Consider the following 25419-nt stretch of genomic DNA (forward strand, 5'->3'; position numbering starts at 1 on the left):
CGCTTACGCGCAGTGGACCCGGTTCGCTGCGATCGCCCGCCCTCGCCGCGGCGCCCGCCGTCGCGTTGCGGAACGTCGGCTTCGCGGTCGCGGTCGGCGCGCTGCTCGGCGATCAATGGCTTGCGCGCGCCGCGTCGCCATGGCAGGCGCAAGTGAGCCGGCGATCAATCCGCACGCTGTGAATCGCGGCGCTCGGCATGCTGCTGTCGAGCGTGCTCGCGTTCTGGGGGCATTGCGCGCTGATGAGCGAATCGGCCCTGTGGGACGCGTGGCCCGCCGTCCGCTCGATGCTGGCGGGAACCGGCTACGGTCACGCATGGCTCATCGGCGCGGTGCTGATGTTCGCCGTCGTCGGGCTGTCGCTGCTGCGGTCCGGCGGCGACGCTCGCTTTCCGTTCGCGCTGTGGCTTGCGCTTCCGGGCGTCGCGCTCGCACGCAGCAACGGCGGCCATCCGGTCGACGCGGGGCTGTTCAGCGTGCCGGTGTGGGTCGACTGGCTGCATCTGCTCGCGATCGGCACGTGGGGCGGGCTCGTGGCGATCGCGACGTACGTCGTCGTGCCGCAGCTCGCCGATGCGCCTGGCAGCGAGCGGAAAAACGGCGCCGCGTTCGTGCAGTCGCTGTCCGATGCGGCGACGTTCGCGCTCGTCGTGCTGTTCAGCTCGGGTGCGTACAACGGCTGGCGAGGCGTCGGCACGTCGGCGAACCTGTTCGGCTCGACGTACGGGCAGGTGCTGCTGCTGAAGCTCGCGCTCGTGGCGACCGCCGCGGCGCTCGGCGGACACAATCGCTTCTTCGGGATGCCGGCGCCGCTGGCGGCGCTCAAGGAGTCGTCGCCGAAGACGAGGGCATTCGTCGGACCATTGCGGCGCTTCGGCGTCGTGCTGCAAATGGAATCGCTCGTGCTGTTGGGCGTGCTCGCCGCGGCCGCGATGCTCGCATCGAGCCCGCTGCCAGGCACGATCTGAGCGCCCGGAAAATGCAGACGTAAAGCGGCGTGTGCGGCATGCAGGTTGTCGTCGATCACATATCGACGTCGAATCGATCGCACAGCACTTCAGCTTGTGCGCGTGCGTGCCGTATACCGGGCTAACGGATCGGATAGCAATACGAAGTTCGCGTTCGAACCATACAAATGAATGACAGAAGCACCAATTTTTTTCATACGATTGAGCCTTCGTCATCGAGCGCGCCTCCGCCATGCAGTCGTTCGAACCGTTATCCCCCCACAGTTACTGGCGTCTGCAAAATGAAACTCTTTTCCGACCTGAAGATCGGCGCTCGGCTGATCGTGCTGATCCTCGCCGCGCTCGTCGCCCTGTGCGGCATCACCGGATTCGGCATCTACGAGAGCCGCCGCGTCTACACCGCAGCCAGCTATTCGACAGTCAACACCGTGCCGAGCTTCGTCATCCTTGACGATACGCAACTCGCATTCGATTCGATGTTGCTGCTCGTGAATCAGCACGTATTTTCGACGAACGCCGATCAGGCGAAGGATCTCGAACAGAAGATCGCGCAGCAGCAGCGCGAGATCGACAACCAGTTCGCGAAATACGAGCCGCTGCTGTCCAACGACAAGGACAAGGCGATGCTCGCGACCGATCGCGCGCTGATGAGCCAGCTCGACGCGGTGCGCGACAACGTGCTCGCGCTGTCGCGCGACGGCAAGAAGCAGGAGGCGGGCGACCTGATGGGCACGCGGATGACCGAGATCGCACAGCAGACGAATGCGGCGCTCGCGGCACATCGCGCGTTCAACGTCGATCTCGGGCAGGCCGGCTCGAACGAGGCGAAGGACATCATCGATCGCGCGGTGACGCTCGAGGCGTCCGCGGCGGCCGTCGTGCTCGCGGTCGTGTTGTGGCTCGGCGTGCTGATTTCGCGTTCGATCACGAAGCCGATGGGCGACGCAGTGAAGTTCGCGCGTACCGTCGCCGACGGCGACCTGACGACGCACATCGATGCGACGTCGAAGGACGAAACGGGGCAACTGCTGAAAGCGCTCGCCGACATGAACGACAGCCTGAAGCGCATCGTTGAGCGCGTGCGCATGGGCAGCGACGCGGTTGCGACCGCGTCCGGGCAGATCGCGTCCGGCAACCTCGACCTGTCGTCGCGCACCGAGGAGCAGGCGGCATCGCTGCAGGAAACCGCATCGAGCATGGAGGAGCTCACGTCGACTGTCCGGCAGAACGCGGAGAACGCGCAGCAGGCGAGCGGGCTCGCGTCCAATGCGTCGGACGTCGCGCTGCGCGGCAGTACGGTCGTTGGCCAGGTCGTCGACACGATGACCGACATCAGTGAGCGTTCGTCGAAGATCGCGGAGATCATCGGCATCATCGAAGGAATCGCGTTCCAGACCAACATCCTCGCGCTCAATGCGGCCGTCGAGGCGGCGCGCGCGGGCGAGCAGGGGCGCGGCTTCGCGGTCGTCGCGGGCGAGGTGCGCGGCCTCGCGCAGCGCTCGTCGAGCGCGGCGAAGGAGATCAAGGAACTGATCAGCGCGTCGGTGCAGAAGATTCGCGACGGCTCCGCGCTTGCCGACGAAGCGGGCAAGACGATGGCCGAGGTCACGCAAGCGGTCGCGCGCGTGACCGACATCATGGGCGAGATCGCGGCCGCGTCGGCAGAACAGAGCCGCGGCATCGACCAAGTCAATCTCGCGATCACGCAGATGGATCAGGTCACGCAGCAGAATGCCGCATTGGTCGAAGAAGCGGCGGCCGCGTCGCAATCGCTCGAAGACCAGGGGCGCGAGCTGAAGCAGGCGGTCGCGTTCTTCCGGGTCGAGGGTGTGACGATGGAGCCGGCGATGCAGCATCGTCGGAAGGCGTCGCCGACATCGGCGCCGCGCGCCGTGCACGCGACGCGCGCCGCCGACACCATGAAGCCGGCTGTTCGCGCGGCTGCGGCGCCCGTGGCGCCTGTGGCAACCGCTTCAGTCGCGCGTGCGGCAGCTGTGTCCGACGCGAACGCGGACTGGGAAACGTTCTGATCGCCGGGTGACGGCGCGGGCGGTCGGCTGCGCGCCGCGGCATCGTGCTGCCGCAGTCACACGGCGGCTGGCATGCCGTCGCGTTGTGCACCGTATCGCTCATTCGTTGTGCGCGCAAGCAACGCGGCTTGCGATACATGCACGTGTATCGCGCATCGGCTCGACGCGGATTCAGCATTCGCGCCGATGGATAAAGCGCTACCCGTGCGCGATATGAGGTTGCGCCATCGCCGCGCGCAATGCGTCGCCGTGCGGCGCGCCACGTTGCAGCTCGATTGAAATGGCGAATGTCGACATCGGCAATCGCGCACGCGCGCGACATTCGAGCGATTCTCGCGTCATGGGAAGGGGGCGCATTCACGCAATCGCGGCATGCGCATCGCTTGGCCCGCTGGAGCCGGCCTTCGTGCCACGTCATGGCAAGCGCGATCTGGCGCCGTTGCATCGCGAGCGATGCGGCGATCCGCATTCAACATGTGTTCCGATCGACGCTTGCATTGCGTCGCAGCGTCGCGCGCGATCCGGCGTGACGAATTATTTTGCACTCCGCAATCGTGCGTCTTCACGCTACACTCACGTGCGGATTCACGCGATGGAACGACAAGGAGGAGATAGCGGCATGCCAGCAAACACCCATCAGCAAGTGCTTGTCCGGTTCGTCCGTGCAGCGGTTCTGTTCACGCTTGCATCGGCTGCATTTCACGCGCGGGCCGACCAGCTCGCCGACATCAAGGCGAAAGGCGAGCTCGTCTGCGGCGTGCTCGGCACCGACGAACCGTTCAGCTACATGAAGGATCCGATGAGCCGCGAGATCGTCGGCTACGACGTCGACATGTGCAACGCGGTCGCGAAGAGCCTCGGCGTGAAGCCGGTGCTCAAGCAGCTCGCGGTCGCCGCGCGGATTCCCGAGCTGCAGCAGGGCCGCGTCGATCTGCTCGCCGCGTCGCTCACGCACAACAAGGAGCGCGAGTCGCAAATCGACTTCTCGATGTCGACGTTCATCACAGGGCAGAAGGCGATGGTCCGCAAGGACAGCGGCATCGCGACGCTCGCGCAGCTATCGAGCAAGAAGATCCTGACCGTCAAGGGCTCGACGATGGAAACCAACATCGCCGCGACGATCAAGGGGGCGGACGTCGTGTCGTTCGACACGAGCCCGCAGGCGCTGCTCGCGCTGCAGCAGGGCAAGGGAGCCGCTTACGTCAACGACGAGACGACGCTCGTCGGCAATCTCGCGAAGCTCGGCCCGGCGGGCAAGGACTACACGCTCGTTCCGCAGAACATCTCGACCGAGCACATCGCGCTCGGCATCCGCAAGAACGAGCCCGCGTTCCGTGCGCGGGTGAACAAGGTGCTGCTTGGAATGGAAGCGAGCGGCGAAGCGCAGAAGGAATTCGACAAGTGGTTCGGACCGGGCACGAAGATGAATTTTCCGCCGCGCTCGTTCAAGATCTCCACCGACCGGATCGATTGAGCGCCGATCCGTTTCTTCGAGGCGCTACCCGGCCGCGCGCCGGGTAGCGGCGTCCGATGACCCAATTCAATTTGTCGATGCTGCTGTCCGGGCAGTATCACGCATGGCTCGTCAGCGGCTTCGCGATGTCGCTCAAGCTGTCGGCGCTCGCGTTCGTGTTCTCGCTGCCGCTCGCGATCGGCATCGCGCTGTTGCGGCTCGCGCCTGCGGCGCCGCTGCGCGCGCTCGGCCAGGTTTACGTCGAGAGCATCCGCAACGTGCCGCTGCTCGCGCACATGCTGTTCTGGTATTTCGGCGCGCCGCAACTGCTGCCGCAAGCGGTGAAGACGTGGCTCTACGAGCGCAACTACGAAGCGGCGAGCGCGCTGATCGCGCTCGTGCTGTATACGGTCGCGTACATGGCCGAGGACATCCGCAGCGGCATCCGCTCGATTCCGAAAGGACAGCTCGAGGCGAGCCGCGCGCTCGGCTTCGGCTTCGTCGCGTCGATGCGGCTCGTGATCCTGCCGCAATCGTTGCGCGTGACGGTGCCGCCGCTCGTCAACCAGACGCTCAATCTGTGGAAGAACTCGAGCATCGCGATGGTGATCGGCGTCGCCGAGCTGATGTATCAGGCGCAGCAGGTCGAGAGCGCGACGTTCCGGGGCTTCGAATCGTTTGCGTTCGCGACGGCCGCGTATCTGACGGTGTCGATCGCGATCACCGTGTTTTCCGTGTGGTATCAGCGCCGCTTTCCGGTGCGGAGCGTGTAGCCGATGCTCGACATCCTGCAAACCTACGGCCTCTACTACCTCGTCGGCCAATATCCGAACGGACCGCTCGGCGGGCTCGCGCTCACGCTGCTGCTCGCGTCGTCGGGCCTCGTGTTCGCGCTGCCCGCCGGCATCGCGCTCGGGCTGTGCCGCGTCAGTCCGTTCCGCGCGCTTCGCTGGCCGGCGACCGTGCTCGTCTACGTCGTGCGCGGCACGCCGCTCCTGATGGTCGTGTTCTGGGCGTACTTCCTGCTGCCATCGGTGACGGGGCACCGTACGGACCAGTTCGGCACGATGCTCACTGCGCTCGTGATCTTCGACGGCGCGTATCTCGCCGAGATCGTGCGCGCGGGTATCCAGGGGCTGCCGCGCGGGCAGATGGAAAGCGCGCGGGCGCTGGGCTTGTCGTATCTGCAGGCGATGACGCTCGTGATCTTGCCGCAGGCGCTGCGCAACATGCTGCCGTCGCTCGTCAGTCAGCTCGTGTCGACGATCAAGGAGACGTCGCTCGGCTACATCATCAGCCTGCCCGAAGTATCGTGGGTCGCCGGGCAGATCAGCACGCAGGCGATCACGCAGTCCGCGCAGGTCTATCTGCTGCTCGGCTTCAGCTACTTCGTGATGTGCTTCGGCCTGACTCGCTGCGCGTTCCTGCTCGAGCGGCGGCTCGCGTCGCGTGCTCCGGTGAAGGCGTGAGCGGCGGTCAAGATCGAAAGCGCGGGCGGCGTGCTCGGGCTGCGCCCTCGGTTCGATGCGCTCTTCATGTCGACCGGGCATCCGCGTGCATGGCGCCTCACGCCGGACGTCCGCACGTCGCGAGCGCATGTCGCCGGATCGCAGCGTGCGACGTGCCGGTGCGTCCGCACGCGCGCACGCCGAGCATCGTCACAGCAGATCCCGCAACCGATACCACGCCATCGCAAGCACGAGCGCAGGTGTCCTGAGCGCCGTACCGCCGGGGAAGTCGCGGTGCCGGATCTTGCCGAATACGTCGAAGCGCGCGGCCTGCCCGTCGATCGCGTCGGCGATCAGCTTGCCCGCGAGCCCCGTCGTGTTGACGCCGTGCCCCGAGAACCCCTGCGCGAAATAGACGGTCGGCGACACGCGGCCGAAATGCGGCGCGCGATTCATCGTGATGTCGACGAAGCCGCCCCACGCATAGTCGACCTTCACGTCGGCGAGCTGCGGGAACGTCTTCAGCATGTCGCGGCGCATCGCTTCGGCGAGATTGCGCGGCTCGCGCGTCGAATAGCTGACCTTGCCGCCCCACAGAACGCGCGTGTCGGGCGCGGGACGGAAGTAGTCGAGCGCGAAGCGGCTGTCGCAGATCGCCGCCCGCGCGGGCATCAGCGCTTGCGCGCGCGTTTCGCCGAGCGGCTCGGTCGCGATCACGTAGGTGCCGACCGGCATGATCTTGCGCGATAGCGCGGGCGCGAGCGCGCCGAGAAACGTGTTGCACGCGAGCACGACGAATTTCGCGCGGACCGCGCCGCGCGCGGTCGACACGACGTGGCCGCCGGCTTCGTTCGAAATGCGCGTCGCGGCGCTGTCTTCGTAGAGGCGCGCGCCGCTCTCGACGGCCGCGCGCGCGAGCCCGAGCGTGTAGTTGAGCGGATGCAGATGGCCGCTGTCCGGATCGAAGAGGCCGCCGAGATAGCGGGTCGATTGCACGTATTGTGCGAGCGCGTCGCGCTCGACGTAGCGAAAGCGATCGTAGCCGAAGCGGCGCGCCGCGTCGTCGCGCCAGCGGCGCAGCGCGTCGATGTCGCGCGGCTTGTTCGCGGCAGTCAGATAGCCGGGCATCAGCGCGCAGTCGATCGCGTGCTTCGCGATGCGCTCTTTGACGATCGCGAGCGTTTCGAGCCCCATGTCCCAGATCTGCCGGACTTCGCCGGCATTCAGGTACGGCTCGAACGTGTCGATGCCGCACGCGAAGCCGCCGATCATCTGGCCGCCGTTGCGTCCGCTCGCCGCCCATCCGACCTTCGACGCCTCGATGATCGCGACCGAATGGCCGCGCTCGGCGAGATTGAGCGCCGCCGATACGCCGGTGAGGCCTGCGCCGATCACGCAGACATCGGCGTCGATCGTGCCTTCCAGCGACGGGTGGCGGGTGGTGTCGTTGACGGTTGCCGCGTAGTACGACGCGGCGTGCGGTTGATTGATGAACTGGAGCATGACGTGTTGGACGATACGTGAGTGTCGGGCGGTACCTCGTCGCGATGATGGTACACAAAAAAGTCCATATCAAAATACGTCGCAGGCCGGCGACCAACGGGCAGATCGATGGACGCGGCGACGCTGTGTTGGGCCGGCGGCGGCCGGGCGAGTTGCACGCCGAGAACTCGACCATGCCGGCGGCGCGGGGCGAGCCGAGCGTTCGGATGCCGGCGCGTACCGTGAGAAAGGGCGGTGCCGCTTCGTGCCGCGACGACATGTTTCTCTTCGTATTCCGATTCAATGCGGTGCGCCGACGGATTACGTCTTGCGCTCCGACCACGGGCTCCGAGCCGCCGCCCCGCAAGGAAGCCGATCTTCCATGCAGGCGCGGCGAGACGGGCATCGCTCTGGCGATTCAACGAATCGAACAGCCCATCGCGCGCGGGCGAGAAGATTTCCAGGTCGCTTTGATAGCGGGAATGACCGTCGACGGCCAGCTCGACCAGTACGCGACCGAACAGCGGGGCGTACTTGAAGGCCCGGCCGGATTCCATGACGCATATGGCGGCGCGGGCGTGGTGCGACTTGCCGCCCAGCTCCATCGGAATCCGGCCGATGACGAGCTTGCCGTCCGGACTCATCGAGTAGAGGCATGTGCCTGCATGTTGATAATGACCGGCATCGATGACATCGGGATCGATGAGCCGCCCGAGATGTTCGGTGAGCTCGCGCATCAGCCGATTGCTCACGGTGGATCGGATGGCCGAGGGTTCGTCGAAGACGTCGTAGTGTAATTCGCGCTCATCTTCGCCAGGTTGTGCATGGCCGGCGAGAAATCCAACGAAGGAAATCCGTAGAACGTTCCCCGGTCGCTCGCATCGATGTTGCCGAACTCGAACCAGATGGGCATCCTGGGATGATCTGCTTTGAGTTCCCAGTACGCATCGTTCATCCGCCAGACTTCCCAGCGGGGACTCTGTTTGAGCCCAAGGCCGCGCAGCACTGAATCTGCCCATACGCCGGGGCACGCGATCAGGTGCCGTCCGTGCACCATCATCGACGCGCGTCATGGCTGCTATGCCGTTCGCACGAACGCAATCATCGCGACCGACGGCGCGGCTTGGGTGCTTCGACCTCGTCCGCAATGCCGACCACGCGCAGACAAACGGCGGTGACGGCTCGAGCGAATGCGGAATAATCTGTTTCCTGCACTGCGATAACATCGTCCGTGGCGCCGTGAACGCCCGAATAGATCAACAGTGCCGTAATGCGCGGTTGCGTCAACTGCCACACGCCGGCTTGTTCGCCGCCGCTGAGAATGCCCTGGAGCTGATCGAGAATGGCGTTCTTCTCGCGATTGTTTCGCTCGTGATGGTGATGCTTGATGTAAACGATGTCGTGCGTGCGATACGTTTCTACATAGGCTTCGATGCTCGTCCGAATCCATGCACGTAGCTGACCTAACCAGTCGTCCGCCGCGCAAGCGTCAACGGCCTCTTTCAAGCGGCTGAGGTATTGCGCGGTGTAGCGCTGCCCCATGGCCTCCAGGAGTTCGTTCTTCGAGGCGAAGTAATGGTAGAAGGTGCCCTTGGCTACTTCGGCCAACTCAACAATTTCATTGATCGTGGTGGCCTCAACGCCTTGCACCAACAATAGCTTCTCGGCTGCCGCCATCAATTCTTCCAGACGTACTTCGGCTGGCTTGGTGCGGGGCGTTTTGGGCGCTCCCTGTTCCCGCTGGCTTGTCTTGTATCTCATCATCGTGCGATTCAGAACTTGCGTACAAAAGTCAGAAGTCTAGGCCACGTCCCCGATGTCGCCGACGTTTTCTCGAGTTAACCGACCGTCGGTCAATTCAATATGGGAAGACGAAATTCGGCTCCTCCCGATCGTCGCCATGTATCTGCATCGTGCTCATGTTTCGAGCGCCGACGAAACTCCGGGGTACTACTCTTTGAGGAAAACGCGTCACCAGCATGTGCGTGCGAGGGCGACATCGAGCAAACGTAAAGAATCCGACCCGTTACCTGTGTGGAAGTGTTCTCCATCAATCGATGGAGAATGTCAGGCGATGTGTTCAGTTGAAGAACTTTATTGAGGCGGATTCTTTGTAATTGTTCAAAGACATGCTTGGTCAGCAACTAATGGTTCCGTTCAAACGTGCTGCGCTTGATTCAACATCTTCCGCAGGATATAGCTGGCGACGACAGCAGCCCCCACGTTGAAAAACATGCTGTAGACGAACGCGCTTTGCAGTTGAGAGAATTCCTGCAGGTGAGACATTTTTTTTAAGGTCATCTGCAGGATCGTACTGACCGCCGTTACGCCAAATGCCGCGCCCACCTGCTGCAAGGTCGAAACGACTCCAGCGGCCATCCCCGCGAAATTTTCTTGGACGTTTGCCAAAACGATATTCAAAAGAGGGGTCATGACCATGCCTTGAGTAAAGCCCAGCGTCCACAGTACCGGCATCAGGAGCCACGGCCGTTCGAGGATAGGGAAATATCGCACGGCGAGTATTAGCGCGATGAAGCTTGCCGCGTAAGAGACTGCGCCAATGGAAACGACTTGGGGGCCGGATCGGCTGATTAGCCGGGGCATCAATAGCGATGAAATTGCAAATCCGATGCTGGTCGAAACATAGGTCATTCCCGCTTCAAACGGGCTTAGCTTCAAACCGGACTGAAGAAAAATCGAAAACACCAACGTGAATGAACCGGCAGTCGCATAGATGCACATGACCAACGACGAGCCCTTGATGAATCGTCTTTCCTGGAGAAGCTTCATATTGATGAGAGGGACGTGGCCATTGCGTGCGTACCGGATCTCGTGACGCATGAATAGATACAAGGTGCCCAGACCGATCAACATCAGGACATAGCTTTTGAAGCTCCATCCCCAGACCGCGCTCATTAGCAGAGGCAGCAGTGAAACGGAGATTCCCAGACTCGAAAGAGCGACGCCGGCCCAATCCAGGCTTTTTTTTTGCTCGATAGACGTGTTCCGTAAATGACGAGAAAAAGCCAGCGCCACCAACCCGATGGGGAGGTTGATAAAAAAGATAGCTCGCCACTGCAACTCCAGCAGATTGATCGAGATGATCAGGCCGCCTAGAACTTGCCCCGCGATCGCAGCGAGCCCGAGCGTCATTCCCAAGTATCCGAAAGCCCGCCGGGCGCCGGTTTCATCAAAATCTGCCCGGATGCTTGCGTAGATTTGCGGAAAGAGTATGGCGGCAGACAGCCCTTGTAAAAAGCGCGCGAAGATCAGTACCACCGCGTGAGGCGCGAGTCCGCAAAGAACCGATGACGCCGTGAAGCACAGCATGCCGATCTGATAGGCTCGACGGCGCCCCCATAGATCGCCCAGCCTTCCTCCGGTGATGAGCAAGAGGCCGAACGATAATTCATAGGCTACGATAATCATCGTCAGCTCTACATAGCTTGCGTGCAGTGTTTTTTCAATGTTGACGATCGCGATATTGACAACAAATAAATCGAAAATCGTTACGAATCCGGATAGCAAGAGTGCGAATAAAACATAGCGTTGATGGTTGATCATGTGAACCTCGATTGAATTCAATATGCGGGTGGTGGGCTCCACCTTGAATCTGGACAAATCCTAATCTCGTTGGCTCGATGCAACGGAAAATCGAAGACCGCTTGCAGTGGAGCGTGTGCGCGTAATCGAACAAGGGTTTGAATACGCGCCCAAATTTGCATTCCTGGTTGCCTGAGGATGTACCGACACATGCAGCGGCATTCCATTGACCGATGGTCGGTCATGCTCTAGGATAGCAACTCATGCTGACGCTGTCACGTCGCGATGCCGTGGGGCGCATGGCTCAGTGAACGGCTTGCTCGAGCCGAATGTCGAGTGATCGCGGTTCGTGTTGATCATCGGGCGCGAGGCTTCATGGGCCCTTTTGCGGCACGGCGACGCCGGCCGTTTTCAGGCTCACCTGCTTGTCCAATGGCAGAACAAATCGAACTTTCGAAGGCTATCGGAGGTGATGGGATGACGAGTCAAAGAATCGGAATTGTGGGTGCGGGGCACCTGGGGGTTGCTCTTGCGTCGCGCTTGATCGATGTTGGGTTCGACCGAGGAAATGTTTGGCTCGGACATCGCGGCTCTCAAAAATCGTATACGACGAGTGCAACATCGGGAGTCGAAGACCGTCTTGTAGACGTGGATGCGGTCATGCAGAATTGCGATGTGATTTTGTATACCGTACGACCGATAGATTATGGGATGATATCCAATTACAAATTGAGGGATGGACAGATAATCATCTCGTTTTTGGCTGGTGTTTCGCTTTCCAGATTGTCAGGCGTTGTGCATGGATCGGGGTCGATCGCTCGGGCGATTATAAGCGCACCGGATACGATTTCCAGCGGGCAGGCACTCGGTGTAACTTGCGGCGACATGAATGAAAACGCAAGGGATTTGTTCGAATCCATGGTGGCGCACATTTTGAATCTGCAATCCGATAATCATTTTGAGTCGATTACCGTGCTCGGTGCTTGTCTTCCGTTTATATTAATGTATTGCGATTTTATAGGGGCGGCTGTTAGTGACCGGGAAATATTGAAATGTGCTGAAGAATACGGGCTGGGTGAGTGGGGCGGGGTTATCGATTGGGCGAGGCGGGTTAGACATGTGAATTTAAAGAAAAATGAAATCGAGGATTATGTAAATCAATGCGCGACGCCAGGCGGTATTGCCGAAAGCATCATGAATTCGCTTCGTCTTCATGGGGATTTTGCAAGGACCGTTCGAGAAGGGATCGAACATGCTCAAACGATGCTTTGCGTTCAGCTGGAGAAACACGGATCCATCGGGCTTGGCGGGCACGTTTGACGAAACAGAAGGCGTCTTCGAGCGGCGTTCTCGATGGCGACCTGTGAAAGAGAACGAGCATGCAAAAATCGAATGCTTGGGCGCAACAAGCGTCCGGACAAAAGGCGGCGCTTTGTGATGGAGAACGTTTCGCCTCCTGGTCACCGTCGTCGGAGGGGCCAATTCGCGGGGCGCCAAGTGCGAGCTGATTTCGGTCGCAAGTGTATCGTCGTCGAACGCGGGATGTGCGCGAACGAGTGCGATCGAAATCTGACGATGGATATCGTGATGTACAGCGGTCGCGATCCTCGATGTCTCGCTTGACGCGATGGCAAATCAGCGTACCGCGGGCATGGTTTGTCTGTCGATCGCATCCCTGTTTTTTTCCCATGCGGAGCAGTTGGTTGACCGCGGGATTGTGGCAACCGAGTGACGAATGGATCGAGAGAAAACAGGCGAAATGCGCGTTCAGAACAGCAGCTCGCGCAAGCGTTGATACAGCATCCCGATCTCGAGTGCGGGCCGGCGCCATGCGGGGCCGCCGGGAAAGCGCCGATGCCGCAGGCGCGCAAACAGATCGAATGCATGCGTGTCGCCCGCGATCGCGTTCGCGACGACGCGGCCCGCGATGCCGGTCAGCGCGACGCCGTGGCCGCTGAAACCCTGAAGGTAGAAGTAGTTCGGATCGATCGCGCCGAAATCCGGCGCGCGATTGCGCGTCACGTCGACGAAGCCGCCCCATGCGAATTCGATGCACACATCGGCGAGCTGCGGGAACGCGCCGACCATCCGGCGGCGAATCGCATCGACGAGCGCGTCGGGCGATGCGCCCGCCGAGTCCGCGCGGCCTCCGAACAGCATCCGGTGATCGGCGGACAGCCGGAAGTAATCGAGAAAGAAGTTGTTGTCGCAGACCGCTTCGCGCTGCGGAATCAGTGCGTTCGCGCGATCAGCGCCGAGCGCTTCGGTCGCGATGATGTACGACGCGATCGGCGCGATGCGCGCGGCCGTCGCGGCGGGCAGCACGCCGCCCGGGCCCGCGTTGCAGCACGCGACGACGTGACGGCAGCGCACTTCGCCCGTTGGCGTGCGCACGACGGGCCGCGCGCCGCGTACGACTTCGAGCGCCGGGGTGTGCGCGAACAGCCGCGCGCCTTCGCGTCGCGCCGCATCGGCGAGGCCGATGCAGTACTTGAGCGGATGCAGATGACCGGACAGCGGATCGTGAACGCCCGCGAGATAACGCGGCGACGCGATGCGCGCGCGAATCTCATCGGCATCGAGCCATTCGAGCGACGGATGCCCCCAGTGCGATGCCGCATCGTCCATCCACCGCCGCAATTCTGGCACGCGACGCGGATGCGTCGCGACCGTCAGGTAGCCGCGTGTGAAGTCGCAGTCGATTCCGTAGCGCGCGATGCGCTCTTCGACGAGCGCGACGGCGTCGAGCGACAGCGCCCATGCTTCGCGGGCGCCTTCGATGCGGAGCTGGCGCTCGATTTCGCCGTCCTTGGCGAAGCCCGCGATCATCTGTCCGCCGTTCCTGCCCGATGCGCCCCAGCCCGGCCGATACGCGTCGAGCACGGCGACCGACAAGCCGCGCGCGCGGCAGTCGAGCGCGGCCGACAGACCGGCGAACCCGGCGCCGATCACGCAGACGTCGACGTCGAGCGCGTCGTCGAGCACCGGGTCGTCGTCGGCCGGGCGGGTGGCGGTGGCTTCGTAATACGAGCGGCGTGCGAGTTCGTCGGCGCGGCGGGCGAAGGCGTTGATCATAAGCAAATCGTGAAGGGGTGAGCGGCATCATTGCATCGCGATGCCATGCGGCCGCGATGCGCAATGCGGGAAAACGGGTAGCGGCGCGCATGACGTGCGGCAAGCAGCTGCACGTCATGCGCGGTCGACGTCAGAACGAGTAGATGAACTGCGTCGCAAGCAGATCGTTGGACTTGCTGTACGAGCCGTCGTTTCGCAGGAACACCTTGTTGTTCGCCCAGTCGTGCCGGTATTCGACCTTCACGGTAATCTGCTGCGTCGGATAGAACAGCAGATCGAGCGCGACGTCCTGACGGTTCGCGCCCTTGCACTCGAACCCGAGACCGCCGTTCGCCTTCGACGTCGCGAGGCAGTCCGAATCGACGCCGAAGCCGTTCGCGGTATCCATCCCGTTGCCGTTGAGCGCGATCCCGCCGCCGCCGCCGCCGTTCTTGCTGTTCGCGAGGAAGTCGTAGCGCAGCGTCGCGCCCATCCGGCCGAGCACCGGCATGTTGAACTTGCGATGCGCGAGGAGCGACAGGCCGTACCACTGCGCGCGGCCGCCGTTGAACGCCGCGTGCTGCTGCTGGCCGTAGTCGATTTCCGCGTTGTACTGGATGTCCGCGAGCGTGTAGGCGGCGTCCGCTTCCGCGAAGAAGAACGCGCCGTACGGGCTCGACGACTGGCCGCCCGGACCGTAGACGACCGCGCCCGATTGAGCTGTCGCGCTGCCGAGCGTCTGCCGCCCGATGTTGAACGAACCGCCGAGATCGAGCGCGCTCGACCACGTGTAGTCGACGCGCGCGGTGAACGTCGGCACCTTGTTGCTCGTCGTGATCGGATCGCCGAGCGCGTTCGTGCCAGTCTGCGTGACCGAGCCGTACGTCCGGTATTGTTCGTTGCCGAGCAGGAACTTCCACGCCCAGTTGCCCTTCGTATAGTTCGCGCCGATGCCGATGTAGCTGCCCGGATCGGAGAAGTCGTACAGCAGGTTGTGCGTGAGCGTGAGCATCTGGTTCGACTGCTGCACTTCGTAGCCGCCGAAGCTCGGCACGAGGCCGGCGACGAGCGTCGTCGTCGCGCTGAGCGGCACGTTGACGACCGCTGTGTTGAGGATGTTGTTGCCGATGTTGCCGCGCGAGTTCTGCAAGAGCGTGATGCCGTTGCCGCGGTTCGGCATCAGCGTGATCTCGGCCGACGGCGCCATCGGGCCGACGCCGAACGTCTTCTTGATGTCGAGATAAAGATCGCCGAACGTGCTGTTGAAGTAGTTGTAGTTGCTCTCGTGGTTCGCGAACAGGAACGACGACGTGCCCGCCGCGCGGTTGAACACGTAGGTTGGATCGATATAGCCAGTCACCGACAGGCCCGCGATCGGCCCGGTGTTCGCCGCGTCGGTCAGCGAATCGACCTTCAATTGCTGGTTCGCGATTTCCTGCTTCATCTGCGTGACGTCGTCGTTCGTCAGCACGGCGGGCGCCTTGCCGTAGTCCGGAGACGATTCGTCGATGGGCGCGGCCGCCATCGCGGTCGCCGCGCCTTTGGCCGCGGCGGCGCCGCTGCCCGCCGCGCCGTGCTGCGACGCGAGCGCGGACTGCAGCTCCTTCACCTGCGCCTGCAGCGCGTTCAACTGCGCCTGCATTGCCTTGATCTGCGCGCTTGTCGACGCGGCGCCGGCGAAGCCGGGCAGCGACCCGGCCACGAGCAGACAGATTAACTTCTTTCTCATGCAAATTCTCCCGGTTGGTCGTATTGCGAAGGACTTGGGGGCTCGTTCGGGCGATCGGGGCGTCGTCAGGCCGTGCCGAGCGACTTTCTCGTCGCCGCGGCCTGCGATGTGCGCGAGACGCTGCCGAATGCGTCGGATGCGTCGGATGCGTCGGATGCGAACGCGTCGGACGGCGCGGGTTGCGCGAACGCCTGGCGCATGTCGCGTTCGCGCCGACGTTCGCGGCTCAGCATCATCTGGTTGACGACGATCACGCCGATCGTGACGGCGGTGATGAAAAGCGTCGCTAGCGCGTTCATTTCGGGATTGAGGCCGAGGCGCACGCGCGAGAACACGACGAGCGGCAGCGTCGTCGAGCCGGGGCCGGACAGGAACGCGGACAGCACGAGATCGTCGATCGACAGCGTGAACGACAGCAGCCAGCCGGACAGCAGCGCCTGAGAGATCAGCGGCAGCGTGATCACGAAGAACACCTTGAGCGGCGTCGCGCCGAGGTCGAGCGCCGCTTCTTCGAGCGACTTGTTCAGTTCCTTCACGCGCGACTGCACGATGATCGCGACGTACGACACGCACAGCATCACGTGGCCGATCCAGATCGTCACCATCCCGCGGCCCTTCGGCCAGCCGACCATCTGCTCGAGCGCGACGAACAGCAGCAGCAGCGAGATCCCCTGGATCACCTCGGGAATCACGAGCGGCGCGTTGATCATTCCGGTGTATAGCGTGAAGCCGCGGAACCGGCCGAAGCGCGCGAGCACGAAGCCCGCCCACGTGCCGATGAACACTGACGCGCATGCGGTCAGCAGACCGATCTTCAGCGACAGCCATGCGCTCGTCAGCAACTCGTCGTCCTGCAGGAGCGCCGCGTACCACTTCAGCGAGAAGCCGGACCAGACGGTGACGAGCTTCGATTCGTTGAACGAATAGACGACGAGGCTGATGATCGGGATGTACAGAAACAGGAAGCCGAGCGTCAGCACGCCGGCGGAAAGCGGCTTGTTGGGCTTGATCATTTCGCGTCCCCCAGCTCCTTCACTTGGTAGTACTGGAACACGGCCATCGGCACGAGGAGCAGCAACACCATCGCGACCGTCACCGCGGAGGCCATCGGCCAGTCCATGTTGTTGAAGAACTCATCCCACATCACGCGGCCGATCATCAGCGTGTCGGCGCCGCCGAGCAGCTCCGGAATCACATACTCGCCGACGGCCGGAATGAACACGAGCAGGCTGCCCGCGATGATTCCGTTCTTCGACAGCGGCAGCGTGATCCGCGTGAACGCGACCCACGGCTTCGCGCCGAGGTCGTACGCGGCTTCGAGCAGCGTCAGGTCCATCTTCACGAGGTGCGCGTAGAGCGGCATCACCATGAACGGCAGATACGAATAGACCATTCCGATGTAGACGCCCGCGTCGGTGTGATAGAGGCGCAGCGGGGAATGGATCAGGCCGAGTGCGATCAGCGCGTGGTTGAGGAGCCCGTCGTCTTTCAGGATGCCGATCCATGCGTAGACGCGGATCAGGAACGACGTCCAGAACGGCAGCATCACGCCCATCATCAGCAGGTTGCGCGTCGCAGGCGCGGAACGCGCGATGTAGTACGCCATCGGATAGCCGATCAGCAGGCACAGCAGCGTCGATACCGCGGCCATCTTCAGCGAGCTGACGTATGTCGCGACATAGAGGCTGTCCTGAAGCAGGAACGCGTAATGGCCGAACTGCAGCGCGAACTGCACCGCGCCGTCCTTGATGCTCATCAGCGCCGTGTACGGCGGGATGCCCATCACCTGGTCGGCGAAGCTGATCTTCAGCACGAGCACGAACGGCAGTGCGAAGAACAGCATGAGCCACAGGAACGGCACGCCGATCGCGACGCTGCGGCCGGACGGCGTGAAGCCCGCCGCGATGCGGGCGAGGCGCGCGCGCACGGGCGACGCGCTTCGGACGGCGGACGAAGCCGCCGCGAGCGAGGAAGTGGGAGAGGTTCTCATTGCGTCAGCACCACGCCGCTTGCGGGCGACCAGGAGACGAACACGTCGTCGTTGTAGGCGGGCGCACCTTCCTGCATCAGGTGCGAGCTCGAGAGATTCGACACGACGGTCTTGCCGCTCGGCAGGCGCACGTGGTACAGCGAATAGCTGCCCATGTACGCGACGTCGGTGACGACGCCGCGCGCCCAGTTGTGCGGTGCGCTCGGGCGCTCGCGCGACACGCGCACGCGCTCCGGCCGAACCGAGATGCCGACCGGCATGCCGAGCGGCCCCGTGACGCCGTGGCTCACGTACATGCGCGCTTCCAGGTCCTCGCTTTCGACGAAGATGTGATCGGGCTCGTCCTCGACGACGACGCCTTCGAAAAGATTCGTCGAGCCGATGAACTCGGCCGAGAAGCGGCTGTTCGGAAATTCGTAGACCGCGCTCGGCGTGCCGATCTGCACGATCCGTCCTTCGCTCATCACCGCGAGGCGGCTCGCCATCGTCATCGCTTCCTCCTGGTCGTGCGTGACCATCACGCAGGTCACGTCGACCTTCTCGATGATGCTGACGAGCTCGAGCTGCGTCTTCTGGCGGATCTTCTTGTCGAGCGCGGACATCGGCTCGTCGAGCAGCAGGAGCTTCGGCCGCTTGACGAGCGAGCGCGCGAGCGCGACGCGCTGCTGCTGGCCGCCCGACAACTGATGCGGCTTGCGCTGCGCGTAGCGGCTCATTTGCACGAGGTTCAGCGCATCGGCGACGCGCTCGCGGATCTCGTGCTTCGGCGTGCCTTCCTGTTTCAGGCCGAACGCGACGTTCGCTTCCACCGTCATGTGCGGGAACAGCGCATACGACTGGAACATCATGTTGACGGGCCGGCGGTACGGCGGCAGCGTCGCGAGATCCTCGCCGTCGACGAAGATGCGGCCGGACGTGGCCGTCTCGAGTCCGGCAAGCATTCGCAGCAGCGTGGACTTGCCGCAGCCGGAGCTGCCGAGCAGCGCGAACAGTTCGTTTTTCGCGATCGACAGATTGACGTTGTCGACGGCGGTGCTGTCGCCGAATTTCTTCACGACGTTCTCGATGCGGACGAACTCGTCCGTTCTGGCCGGCTTGCCGGCCGAGGGGCGCGCCAGTTGCGCGGTGTCGATTGAAGGCGTCGATTTCATGAGGTAGCCATCCTTCGTTGGGATCGCAGGCATGAGCGCTCCCACGCGATGCGCACGATGCGAATCGCGAAGGAACTGCGACCGGGAATCAAGGCGTCGCGCGCTTCAGGTCGAACGCGCTGACGTCGGACTGCGTGCTTCGGGCGGGCAGCGATCGAGCGACTGCTGCGCGCGGCTATCGTTCGTGATCAGTGTCCCGTCTTCAACTGCGCCCACAGGCGGTTTTCGAGACGCAGGATGTCGGCGGGCATCGGCCGCATCAGCGTCATCTTCTTCAGCACGTCTTCGGGCGGATAGACGGTCGGGTCCTGCGCGACGGCCGGCACGACGAACTGGCGCGCCGCGCGGTTCGCGGTCGGATAGAACACTTCGTTCGTGATCGCCGCGTTGACCTTCGGATCCTCGATGTAGTTGATCCACTTCAGCGCGGCTTCCGCGTGCGGCGCGTCCTTCGGGATCACCATCACGTCGAACCACAGCAGGCCGCCTTCCTTCGGATTCGAGAACTTGATGTCGTACGAGCGCTTCGCTTCGGCCGAGCGGCGGTGCGCGATGCCGACGTCGCCCGACCAGCCGAGCGCGACGCACACGTCGTTGTTCGCGAGATCGTTGATGTAGCCGGACGAATTGAATTGCGTGATATACGGGCGGACTTTCTTCAGCACATCGAAAGCAGCCTGGTAATCGGCCGGGTTCGTACTGTTCGGATTCTTGCCCATGTATTGCAGCGTCGCGGCGAACACGTCGACCGCCTGATCGAGGAACGACACGCCGCAGCCCTTCAGCTTCGACAGGTTCGCCGGATCGAGCACGAGCGCCCAGCTGTCGACGGGCGCGTTGTCGCCGAGCGCCTTCTTCACTGCCTGCACGTTGTAGCCGATGCCGTCGGTGCCGAACGCCCACGGCACGCCGTACTGGTTGCCCGGATCCGCATCGGCGATCATCTTCATCAGCGTCGGATCGAGATTCGACAGATTCGGGAGCTTCGACTTGTCGAGCTTCTGATAGACGCCCGCCTGAATCTGCTTGGCCATGTAGTTCGACGTCGGCACGACGATGTCGTAGCCGGAGCTGCCCGCGAGCAGCTTCGCCTGCAGCGTGTCGTCGCTGTCGTAGTTGTCGTATTTGACGTGGACGCCCGTTTGTTTCTCGAAGTTCGGGATCGTGTCCTTCGCGATGTAGTCGGACCAGTTGTAGACGTTCAGCTCGGCGCCGATAGCCTGCGCAGCCGGAACGGACAGTGCCGAGGCGCCGGCGAGCGCGACGAACGCAGCGCGCGCGATCGCATGACGAAGATGGCTCACACTCATGTTGTTCCCCTGATGATGAAGGTGGGAGAGCGTCGCGCGAGCGCCGCCCGCCCGATTGGCAATGCCGTTAGGAAAGACCCAGTTGCTGCGCGGTCGCATCGATCGCTTGCTTCGCCTTCTCGACGATCTCGTCGATCTCCGCTTTCGAGATCACGAGCGGCGGCGACAGCAGCATCCGGTCGCCCGTCGCGCGCATCACCAGGTTGCCGTTGAAGCAGTAGTCGCGGCAGATCGTGCCGACCTCGCCGCCGTTCTCGAAGCGCTTGCGCGCGCCGGGTTCGCGCGCGAGCTGAAGGCCCGCGACGAGCCCCGCGCCCGCGATCTCGCCGACGATCGGATGATCGGCGAACGTCTCGCGCAGCCGCTGCTGGAAGTACGGGCCGGTGTCGGTCTTCACGCGCTCGACGATCTTCTCGTCGCGCAGCACCTTCGGATTCGCGACCGCCACCGCCGCCGCGACCGGATGCCCCGAATACGTCATCCCGTGATTGAACTCGCCGTGCGCGATCAGCGCATCAGCGATCCGGTCGGACAGCGCGACGGCGCCCATCGGCACGTAGCCGCTCGTCAGCCCCTTCGCGAGCGTCATCAGATCGGGCTCGAAGCCGAAGTGCCGATGCGCGAACCATTCGCCGGTGCGCCCGAACCCGCCGATCACTTCGTCGGCGACGAGCAGCACGTCGTACTTGCGGCAGATCCGCTCGATCTCGGGCCAGTATGTCGACGGCGGAAAGATCACGCCGCCCGCGCCCTGGAACGGCTCGCCGATGAACGCGGCGACGTTCTCCGCGCCGAGCTCGAGAATCTTCGCTTCGAGCTGTTGTGCGCGGGCGAGTCCGAATTCTTCCGGCGTCAGATTGCCCTGCGCTTCGCCGAAGAAGTACGGCTGATCGATATGGACGACGTGCTCGACCTTCGACGGCATCTGCTCGTGCATGTAGCCCATGCCGCCGAGCGTCGCGCCCGCGATCGTCGAACCGTGATAGCCGTTCCTGCGCGAGATCACGACCTTCTTCTGCGGCTGGTTCTGCGTGCGCCAGTATTGATGGACGACGCGCAGCACCGTGTCGTTGCCTTCCGATCCGCTGTTGCAATAGAAGAAGTGATTGAACGACGGCGGCGCGATCTCGGCGAGCAACGCCGACAGCTCGATGATCGGCGGGTGCGTCGTCTTGAAGAACGTGTTGTAGAACGGCAGTTCCTGGAGCTGCCGATACGCGGCGTCCGCGAGTTCCTTGCGGCCGTAACCGACGTTCACGCACCAGAGCCCGGCCATCCCGTCGATGATCTTGTTGCCGTCGGAATCCCACAGATAGACGCCTTCGGCCTTCACGATCACGCGGCTGCCGGCGCGATTGAGCGCGCCCATGTCGGAAAACGGATGGATGTGATGCGCGGCGTCGAGCGCGCGGTATGCGGCGGTCGTGCGGCGTTGTTCGGCATGCGCGCCGGCCGCAGGTGCGGCGGGCTGGACCCATGCCGATTCGTTCAGTCGGTAGCTCATCGTTGCCTCCTGTATAGATGCGGCTGCGTTTGCGTTCAGACGTGCAGCAGCAGATGCTTGCGTTCCCACGAGCTGATCACGCGGAAAAATGCTTCGTACTCCGTTTCCTTCAGCGCAAGATAGGCCTTCACGAACTTTTCGCCAAGGATCCCGGCGAGCGGCTCGCACGCAGACATCAGCGTCAAGCCTTCTTCGAGATTGCGCGGCAACTGGTACGGCAGGCTGTAGCCGTCGCTGACGAGCGGCTCGGTCGGCGCGAGGCGCTGCGTCATGCCGAGGTAGCCGGCCGCGAGCGTGCCCGCGATCGCGAGATACGGATTGCAGTCGACGCCCGGAATCCGGTTCTCGACGCGGCGCGACACCGACGACGAATGCGGAATCCGGAAGCCGACCGTGCGGTTGTCGTAGCCCCACTGCACGTTGATCGGCGCGGCCATGAAGCGAGACAGCCGGCGATACGAATTGATGTACGGTGCGAAGATCGGCATCAGCGCGGGCGTGTACTTCTGCAGCCCGGCGATGTATCCGTAGAACATGTCGGTCGGGCTGCCGTCGGCGGCGGTGAAGAGATTCCGTCCGGTCTCTTCGTCGACGATGCTCTGATGCACGTGCATCGCCGAGCCGGGCTCGTTCTCCATCGGCTTTGCCATGAACGTCGCGTACATGTGATGCCGCAGCGCCGCTTCGCGCACCGTGCGCTTGAACAGGAACACGCGGTCGGCGAGATTCAGCGGATCGCCGTGCAGGAAATTGATCTCCATCTGCGCGGCGCCGACTTCGTGAATCAGCGTGTCGACTTCGAGATCCTGCACTTCGCAGTACTCGTAGATATCTTCGAACAGCGGGTCGAACTCGTTGACCGCTTCGATCGAATACGACTGGCGTCCCGTCTCCGGCCGCCCGGTGCGGCCGATCGGCGGCGCGAGCGGGAGATCCGGGTCCTTGTTCATGTCGACCAGATAGAACTCGAGCTCCGGCGCGATCACGGGCTTCCAGCCTTTCGCCTTGTAAAGCTCGAGCACGCGGCGCAGCACGCGGCGCGGCGAGATCTCGACGGGCGTGCCGTCGAAGTGCACGCAATCGTGGATCACTTGCGCGGTCGGATCGATCGCCCACGGAATCAGGCGAATCGTCGACGCGTCGGGCAGACACACCATGTCGGGATCGGTGACGCCCGTCAGTGTGCCGTCTTCCGGATAGTCGCCGGTGACTGTCTGGATCATCACGGCCTGCGGCAGGCGCATCGATTCGCCGGTTTCGAACTTGCTGCGCGGAATGATCTTGCCGCGCGCGATGCCGGCCATGTCGGGGATGATCGCTTCCACTTCGGTGATCCGATGTTTCTTCAGGAATTCGTCGATGTCTTGCATGATCGTTCTCGTTGTAGTGGGCCGTTTCACGCGTGAACCGCATGCGCCGGCAGCAGGTCGGCGTCGTTCTGCATTCGGGCGCGCATCCGGTCGCGGCATGCGTCGCCGAACGCGCGGAAGATCGCGGTGGACAGCGGATCGTCCGCGTGCTTCCACTCCGGATGCCATTGCACGCCGAGCGCGAATGCGCGTGCGTCCGGCACGCTGACGGCTTCGACGAGCCCGTCGGGCGCGACCGCTTCGATTGCGAGGCCCGCGCCCAATTGCGCGATGCCTTGGCTGTGCAGCGAATTCACGCGCGCGTCGGCCGCGCCGCCGAGCAGGCGCTGCAGCAGCCCGTCGGGCGCGAGCCGAATTGCGTGCGCCGGCGCGTACTGCGCGTCGAGCGCGTCGCGCTTGTCTTCGCGGTGATCGTCGAAGCCTTCGACCGCATGCACTTGTTGATGCAGCGTGCCGCCGAACACGACGTTCATCTCCTGGAAGCCGCGGCAGATCGCGAACACCGGCACGCCGGCGTCGATCGCCGCGCGCAGCAGCGGCAGCGTCGTCGCGTCGCGCGACGGGTCGTGCAGCGTGCCGGGCGCGCTCGGCTGGCCGCCGTAGCGATGCGGCTCGACGTTCGAATAGCTGCCGGTAAACAGCAGTCCGTCAACGGCGGCGAGCACGTCCGGAGTCGCTTGCCGCGCGCCGAGCGCGGGCACGAGCATCGCGAGCGCGTTTGCGCCGTCGACGATTGCCGAGACGTATTTCTCGCCGGCGACGTGCGATGGATGCGCGCCGATCATCGTTTTATCCGCGATGATTCCGACCAATGGTTTGCTTTGCATGAATTTCACGTTCGATGAATGCCGGGATTGCGAATCGCGCATCGAAATCGCAATACGGCAGGCGTGACAGGGCCCGTCGGCTTCACGCAATGCGCGAAGCCGCTGAGAGAGAGGCGCGACGGACGAGCGACGGCAGCAAGCGGGCGACCGCACGGCACGCAACGAATGGGGATGACGCTCGCTCGAATCGAACGCGCGGCGCAACGTGGATGGTCGAGCGCACGCGCGACGATGCGGCACGCCGCTGCGCCGATCAGGCGTCAGGGCATACGCTCGAAGCGAACCGCGTCAGAAGGAGAGGCGCTACGGCAGAAGCGAGGCGACTTCGTCGATGTGCACGGCGATGTAGGCGCGTGCGGAGACGGCGTTGTGACGTCGTACGGAACGACGGGACAGGATGGTGAAGACGGAAGGAAGCAGGCGAGGAACAAGCGCGCCGCTGCTGCCGTCGGAGAGGGCGACGTCATGCGGGATGCTTGCCGCATGTCTTCGATCCCACCTTACCAGAGGGCCACGGACTCTCACGATTACACTCGACTGGTGACGTTGAAAGTTTTGAACACCCCGGTTCATCGAACGCATTCGGCGTTTAATAAATCGAGGCGGCGGTCCGGCGGCAAGATCGCCAACGCGTTACATACTTCGTACACCGTCGGAACGCGCTGCAACATGACGATGATGTGACGCCGACCTGTGGATCAGCATATACGAGCCAAAAACGGCGTCAAATATTTTTCAAAAATACGGATCACTGTGTTCTTTCTGTGGCGGGCATCGATCCTGCATAAGCGATTGCATGCCGCGGCGTGCATTATTTCGAACGCCTTGCAGGGTTTTCCCGGACAGAAATCAATTGAAAGTGATTAGAATATTCGACACTCGAGCCACGCAATCGTCGGTCGTAGACGCTACCAATCGTGTCGGAATCCCTATCGATGTCCAATGAAGTCGCCACCCGCCTGCGTCACGTGCGCGTGAAGTACGGTCTGTCGCAGCGCGAGCTCGCGAAGCGCGCGGGCGTCACGAACGGCACCATCTCGCTGATCGAGCAGAACCGCGTCAGTCCATCGGTAGGATCGCTGAAGAAATTGCTCGAATGCATTCCGATGAGTCTCGCGGAGTTCTTCACGTTCGAAGTCGACGAGAACCGTTCGGTCGTCTCGCGCCGCGGCGAGATGCCGAACCTCGGCAACGACGCGATCGGCTTCTATCTCGCGGGCTCCGGCGTCAAGGACCGCAACATGTGCATCATGCGCGAGGTCTATCAGCCGCTCGCGGACACCGGTCCGGAAATGCTCGCGCATGCGGGACACGAGGGCGGCGTCGTCGTGTCCGGGCAGATCGAGCTGACCGTCGACGGCACGACGTGGCTGCTCGATCCCGGAGACAGCTACTACTTCGAGAGCCGCTTGCCGCACCGTTTTCGCAATCCCAGCGCGGAACACGTCTGCGAGGTCGTGTCGGCGAATTCGCCGCCCACCTTCTGACGACGCGCCAACGCGATTCGCCGCCGCCGCGCGCCGCAAGCGAGCGGCGTCACGTACGTCGTTACGCATGGCG

Annotated in this window: 21 protein-coding genes and 1 pseudogene; 7 read left to right on the plus strand and 15 right to left on the minus strand. The window is 63.2% G+C overall.

The window, feature by feature from the left end; translation table 11 throughout:
* The first annotated feature begins 26 nt into the window (after positions 1–26).
* The 5 genes and pseudogenes from WS70_RS21345 to WS70_RS21370 all read left to right on the plus strand — a co-directional run bounded on the left by WS70_RS21345 (position 27) and on the right by WS70_RS21370 (position 5920).
* Positions 27–968, plus strand: a pseudogene (locus WS70_RS21345) (CopD family protein).
* A 281-nt stretch (positions 969–1249) separates the two neighbouring features.
* Positions 1250–2998, plus strand: coding sequence for a methyl-accepting chemotaxis protein (locus WS70_RS21350; protein ID WP_059468868.1), 1749 nt, complete (start codon positions 1250–1252; stop codon positions 2996–2998).
* Between the two features lie 619 nt (positions 2999–3617).
* Positions 3618–4472, plus strand: a complete 855-nt coding sequence (locus WS70_RS21360) for an ABC transporter substrate-binding protein (protein ID WP_059597347.1) — start codon at positions 3618–3620, stop codon at positions 4470–4472.
* A 56-nt stretch (positions 4473–4528) separates the two neighbouring features.
* Positions 4529–5224 (plus strand): amino acid ABC transporter permease, encoded by a 696-nt coding sequence (locus WS70_RS21365; RefSeq protein WP_059597348.1) that lies wholly within the window; start codon positions 4529–4531, stop codon positions 5222–5224.
* A 3-nt stretch (positions 5225–5227) separates the two neighbouring features.
* Positions 5228–5920, plus strand: a complete 693-nt coding sequence (locus WS70_RS21370) for an amino acid ABC transporter permease (protein WP_059597349.1) — start codon at positions 5228–5230, stop codon at positions 5918–5920.
* 189 nt (positions 5921–6109) lie between these two features.
* Here WS70_RS21370 and WS70_RS21375 read toward each other — a convergent pair whose 3' ends face one another.
* The 5 genes from WS70_RS21375 to WS70_RS21390 all read right to left on the minus strand — a co-directional run bounded on the left by WS70_RS21375 (position 6110) and on the right by WS70_RS21390 (position 10945).
* Positions 6110–7402, minus strand: coding sequence for an NAD(P)/FAD-dependent oxidoreductase (locus WS70_RS21375; protein ID WP_059597350.1), 1293 nt, complete (start codon positions 7400–7402; stop codon positions 6110–6112).
* Entirely contained in the window at positions 7291–8133 is an 843-nt protein-coding gene (locus WS70_RS33080) for a hypothetical protein (protein ID WP_226382932.1), read from the minus strand. The genes WS70_RS21375 and WS70_RS33080 overlap by 112 nt, the downstream gene beginning before the upstream one ends.
* Positions 8130–8441 (minus strand): hypothetical protein, encoded by a 312-nt coding sequence (locus tag WS70_RS33085; protein WP_226382933.1) that lies wholly within the window; start codon positions 8439–8441, stop codon positions 8130–8132. Before WS70_RS33085 ends, WS70_RS33080 begins: the two co-directional genes overlap by 4 nt.
* A 41-nt stretch (positions 8442–8482) precedes the next feature.
* On the minus strand, positions 8483–9142 hold the full coding sequence (locus tag WS70_RS21385) for a TetR/AcrR family transcriptional regulator (RefSeq protein ID WP_059468885.1): 660 nt from the start codon (positions 9140–9142) through the stop codon (positions 8483–8485).
* A 396-nt stretch (positions 9143–9538) separates the two neighbouring features.
* The gene (locus WS70_RS21390; RefSeq protein ID WP_059597359.1) at positions 9539–10945 is read right to left on the minus strand and encodes an MFS transporter; all 1407 of its coding nucleotides are present in this window, start codon (positions 10943–10945) and stop codon (positions 9539–9541) included.
* A gap of 411 nt (positions 10946–11356) precedes the next feature.
* Between WS70_RS21390 and WS70_RS21395 the strand changes: the two genes are divergently transcribed.
* A complete protein-coding gene (locus tag WS70_RS21395; protein WP_082722277.1) occupies positions 11357–12244 on the plus strand; it encodes a pyrroline-5-carboxylate reductase family protein in 888 nt (295 codons plus the stop codon).
* A 447-nt stretch (positions 12245–12691) separates the two neighbouring features.
* Here WS70_RS21395 and WS70_RS21400 read toward each other — a convergent pair whose 3' ends face one another.
* From WS70_RS21400 to WS70_RS33090, 10 genes are all read right to left on the minus strand, one after another.
* Positions 12692–13999: an NAD(P)/FAD-dependent oxidoreductase gene (locus tag WS70_RS21400; protein WP_059597352.1), complete on the minus strand. Its 1308-nt coding sequence runs from the start codon at positions 13997–13999 to the stop codon at positions 12692–12694.
* Positions 14000–14129: 130 nt separating this feature from the next.
* On the minus strand, positions 14130–15707 hold the full coding sequence (locus tag WS70_RS21405) for a DUF3138 family protein (protein ID WP_059468876.1): 1578 nt from the start codon (positions 15705–15707) through the stop codon (positions 14130–14132).
* Between the two features lie 65 nt (positions 15708–15772).
* Positions 15773–16720, minus strand: coding sequence for an ABC transporter permease subunit (locus WS70_RS21410; RefSeq protein ID WP_059597353.1), 948 nt, complete (start codon positions 16718–16720; stop codon positions 15773–15775).
* On the minus strand, positions 16717–17697 hold the full coding sequence (locus WS70_RS21415) for an ABC transporter permease subunit (RefSeq protein WP_059468878.1): 981 nt from the start codon (positions 17695–17697) through the stop codon (positions 16717–16719). Before WS70_RS21415 ends, WS70_RS21410 begins: the two co-directional genes overlap by 4 nt.
* The gene (locus WS70_RS21420) at positions 17694–18848 is read right to left on the minus strand and encodes an ABC transporter ATP-binding protein (RefSeq protein ID WP_059597360.1); all 1155 of its coding nucleotides are present in this window, start codon (positions 18846–18848) and stop codon (positions 17694–17696) included. Before WS70_RS21420 ends, WS70_RS21415 begins: the two co-directional genes overlap by 4 nt.
* A 188-nt stretch (positions 18849–19036) precedes the next feature.
* Positions 19037–20158 (minus strand): polyamine ABC transporter substrate-binding protein, encoded by a 1122-nt coding sequence (locus WS70_RS21425; protein WP_059597354.1) that lies wholly within the window; start codon positions 20156–20158, stop codon positions 19037–19039.
* A gap of 67 nt (positions 20159–20225) precedes the next feature.
* Positions 20226–21662, minus strand: a complete 1437-nt coding sequence (locus WS70_RS21430; protein WP_108034026.1) for an aspartate aminotransferase family protein — start codon at positions 21660–21662, stop codon at positions 20226–20228.
* 35 nt (positions 21663–21697) lie between these two features.
* Complete coding sequence (locus tag WS70_RS21435; RefSeq protein WP_059471379.1) at positions 21698–23032, minus strand: glutamine synthetase family protein; 1335 nt, start codon at positions 23030–23032, stop codon at positions 21698–21700.
* Between the two features lie 26 nt (positions 23033–23058).
* Positions 23059–23859, minus strand: coding sequence for a gamma-glutamyl-gamma-aminobutyrate hydrolase family protein (locus WS70_RS21440; protein WP_059598083.1), 801 nt, complete (start codon positions 23857–23859; stop codon positions 23059–23061).
* Positions 23860–24162: 303 nt separating this feature from the next.
* Positions 24163–24366, minus strand: coding sequence for a hypothetical protein (locus WS70_RS33090; RefSeq protein ID WP_071811507.1), 204 nt, complete (start codon positions 24364–24366; stop codon positions 24163–24165).
* A 428-nt stretch (positions 24367–24794) separates the two neighbouring features.
* Between WS70_RS33090 and WS70_RS21455 the strand changes: the two genes are divergently transcribed.
* Entirely contained in the window at positions 24795–25346 is a 552-nt protein-coding gene (locus WS70_RS21455; RefSeq protein WP_059471378.1) for a cupin domain-containing protein, read from the plus strand.
* Positions 25347–25419 lie beyond the last annotated feature (73 nt).

The sequence above is a fragment of the Burkholderia mayonis genome, assembly GCF_001523745.2.
Classification (GTDB): Bacteria; Pseudomonadota; Gammaproteobacteria; order Burkholderiales; family Burkholderiaceae; genus Burkholderia; species Burkholderia mayonis.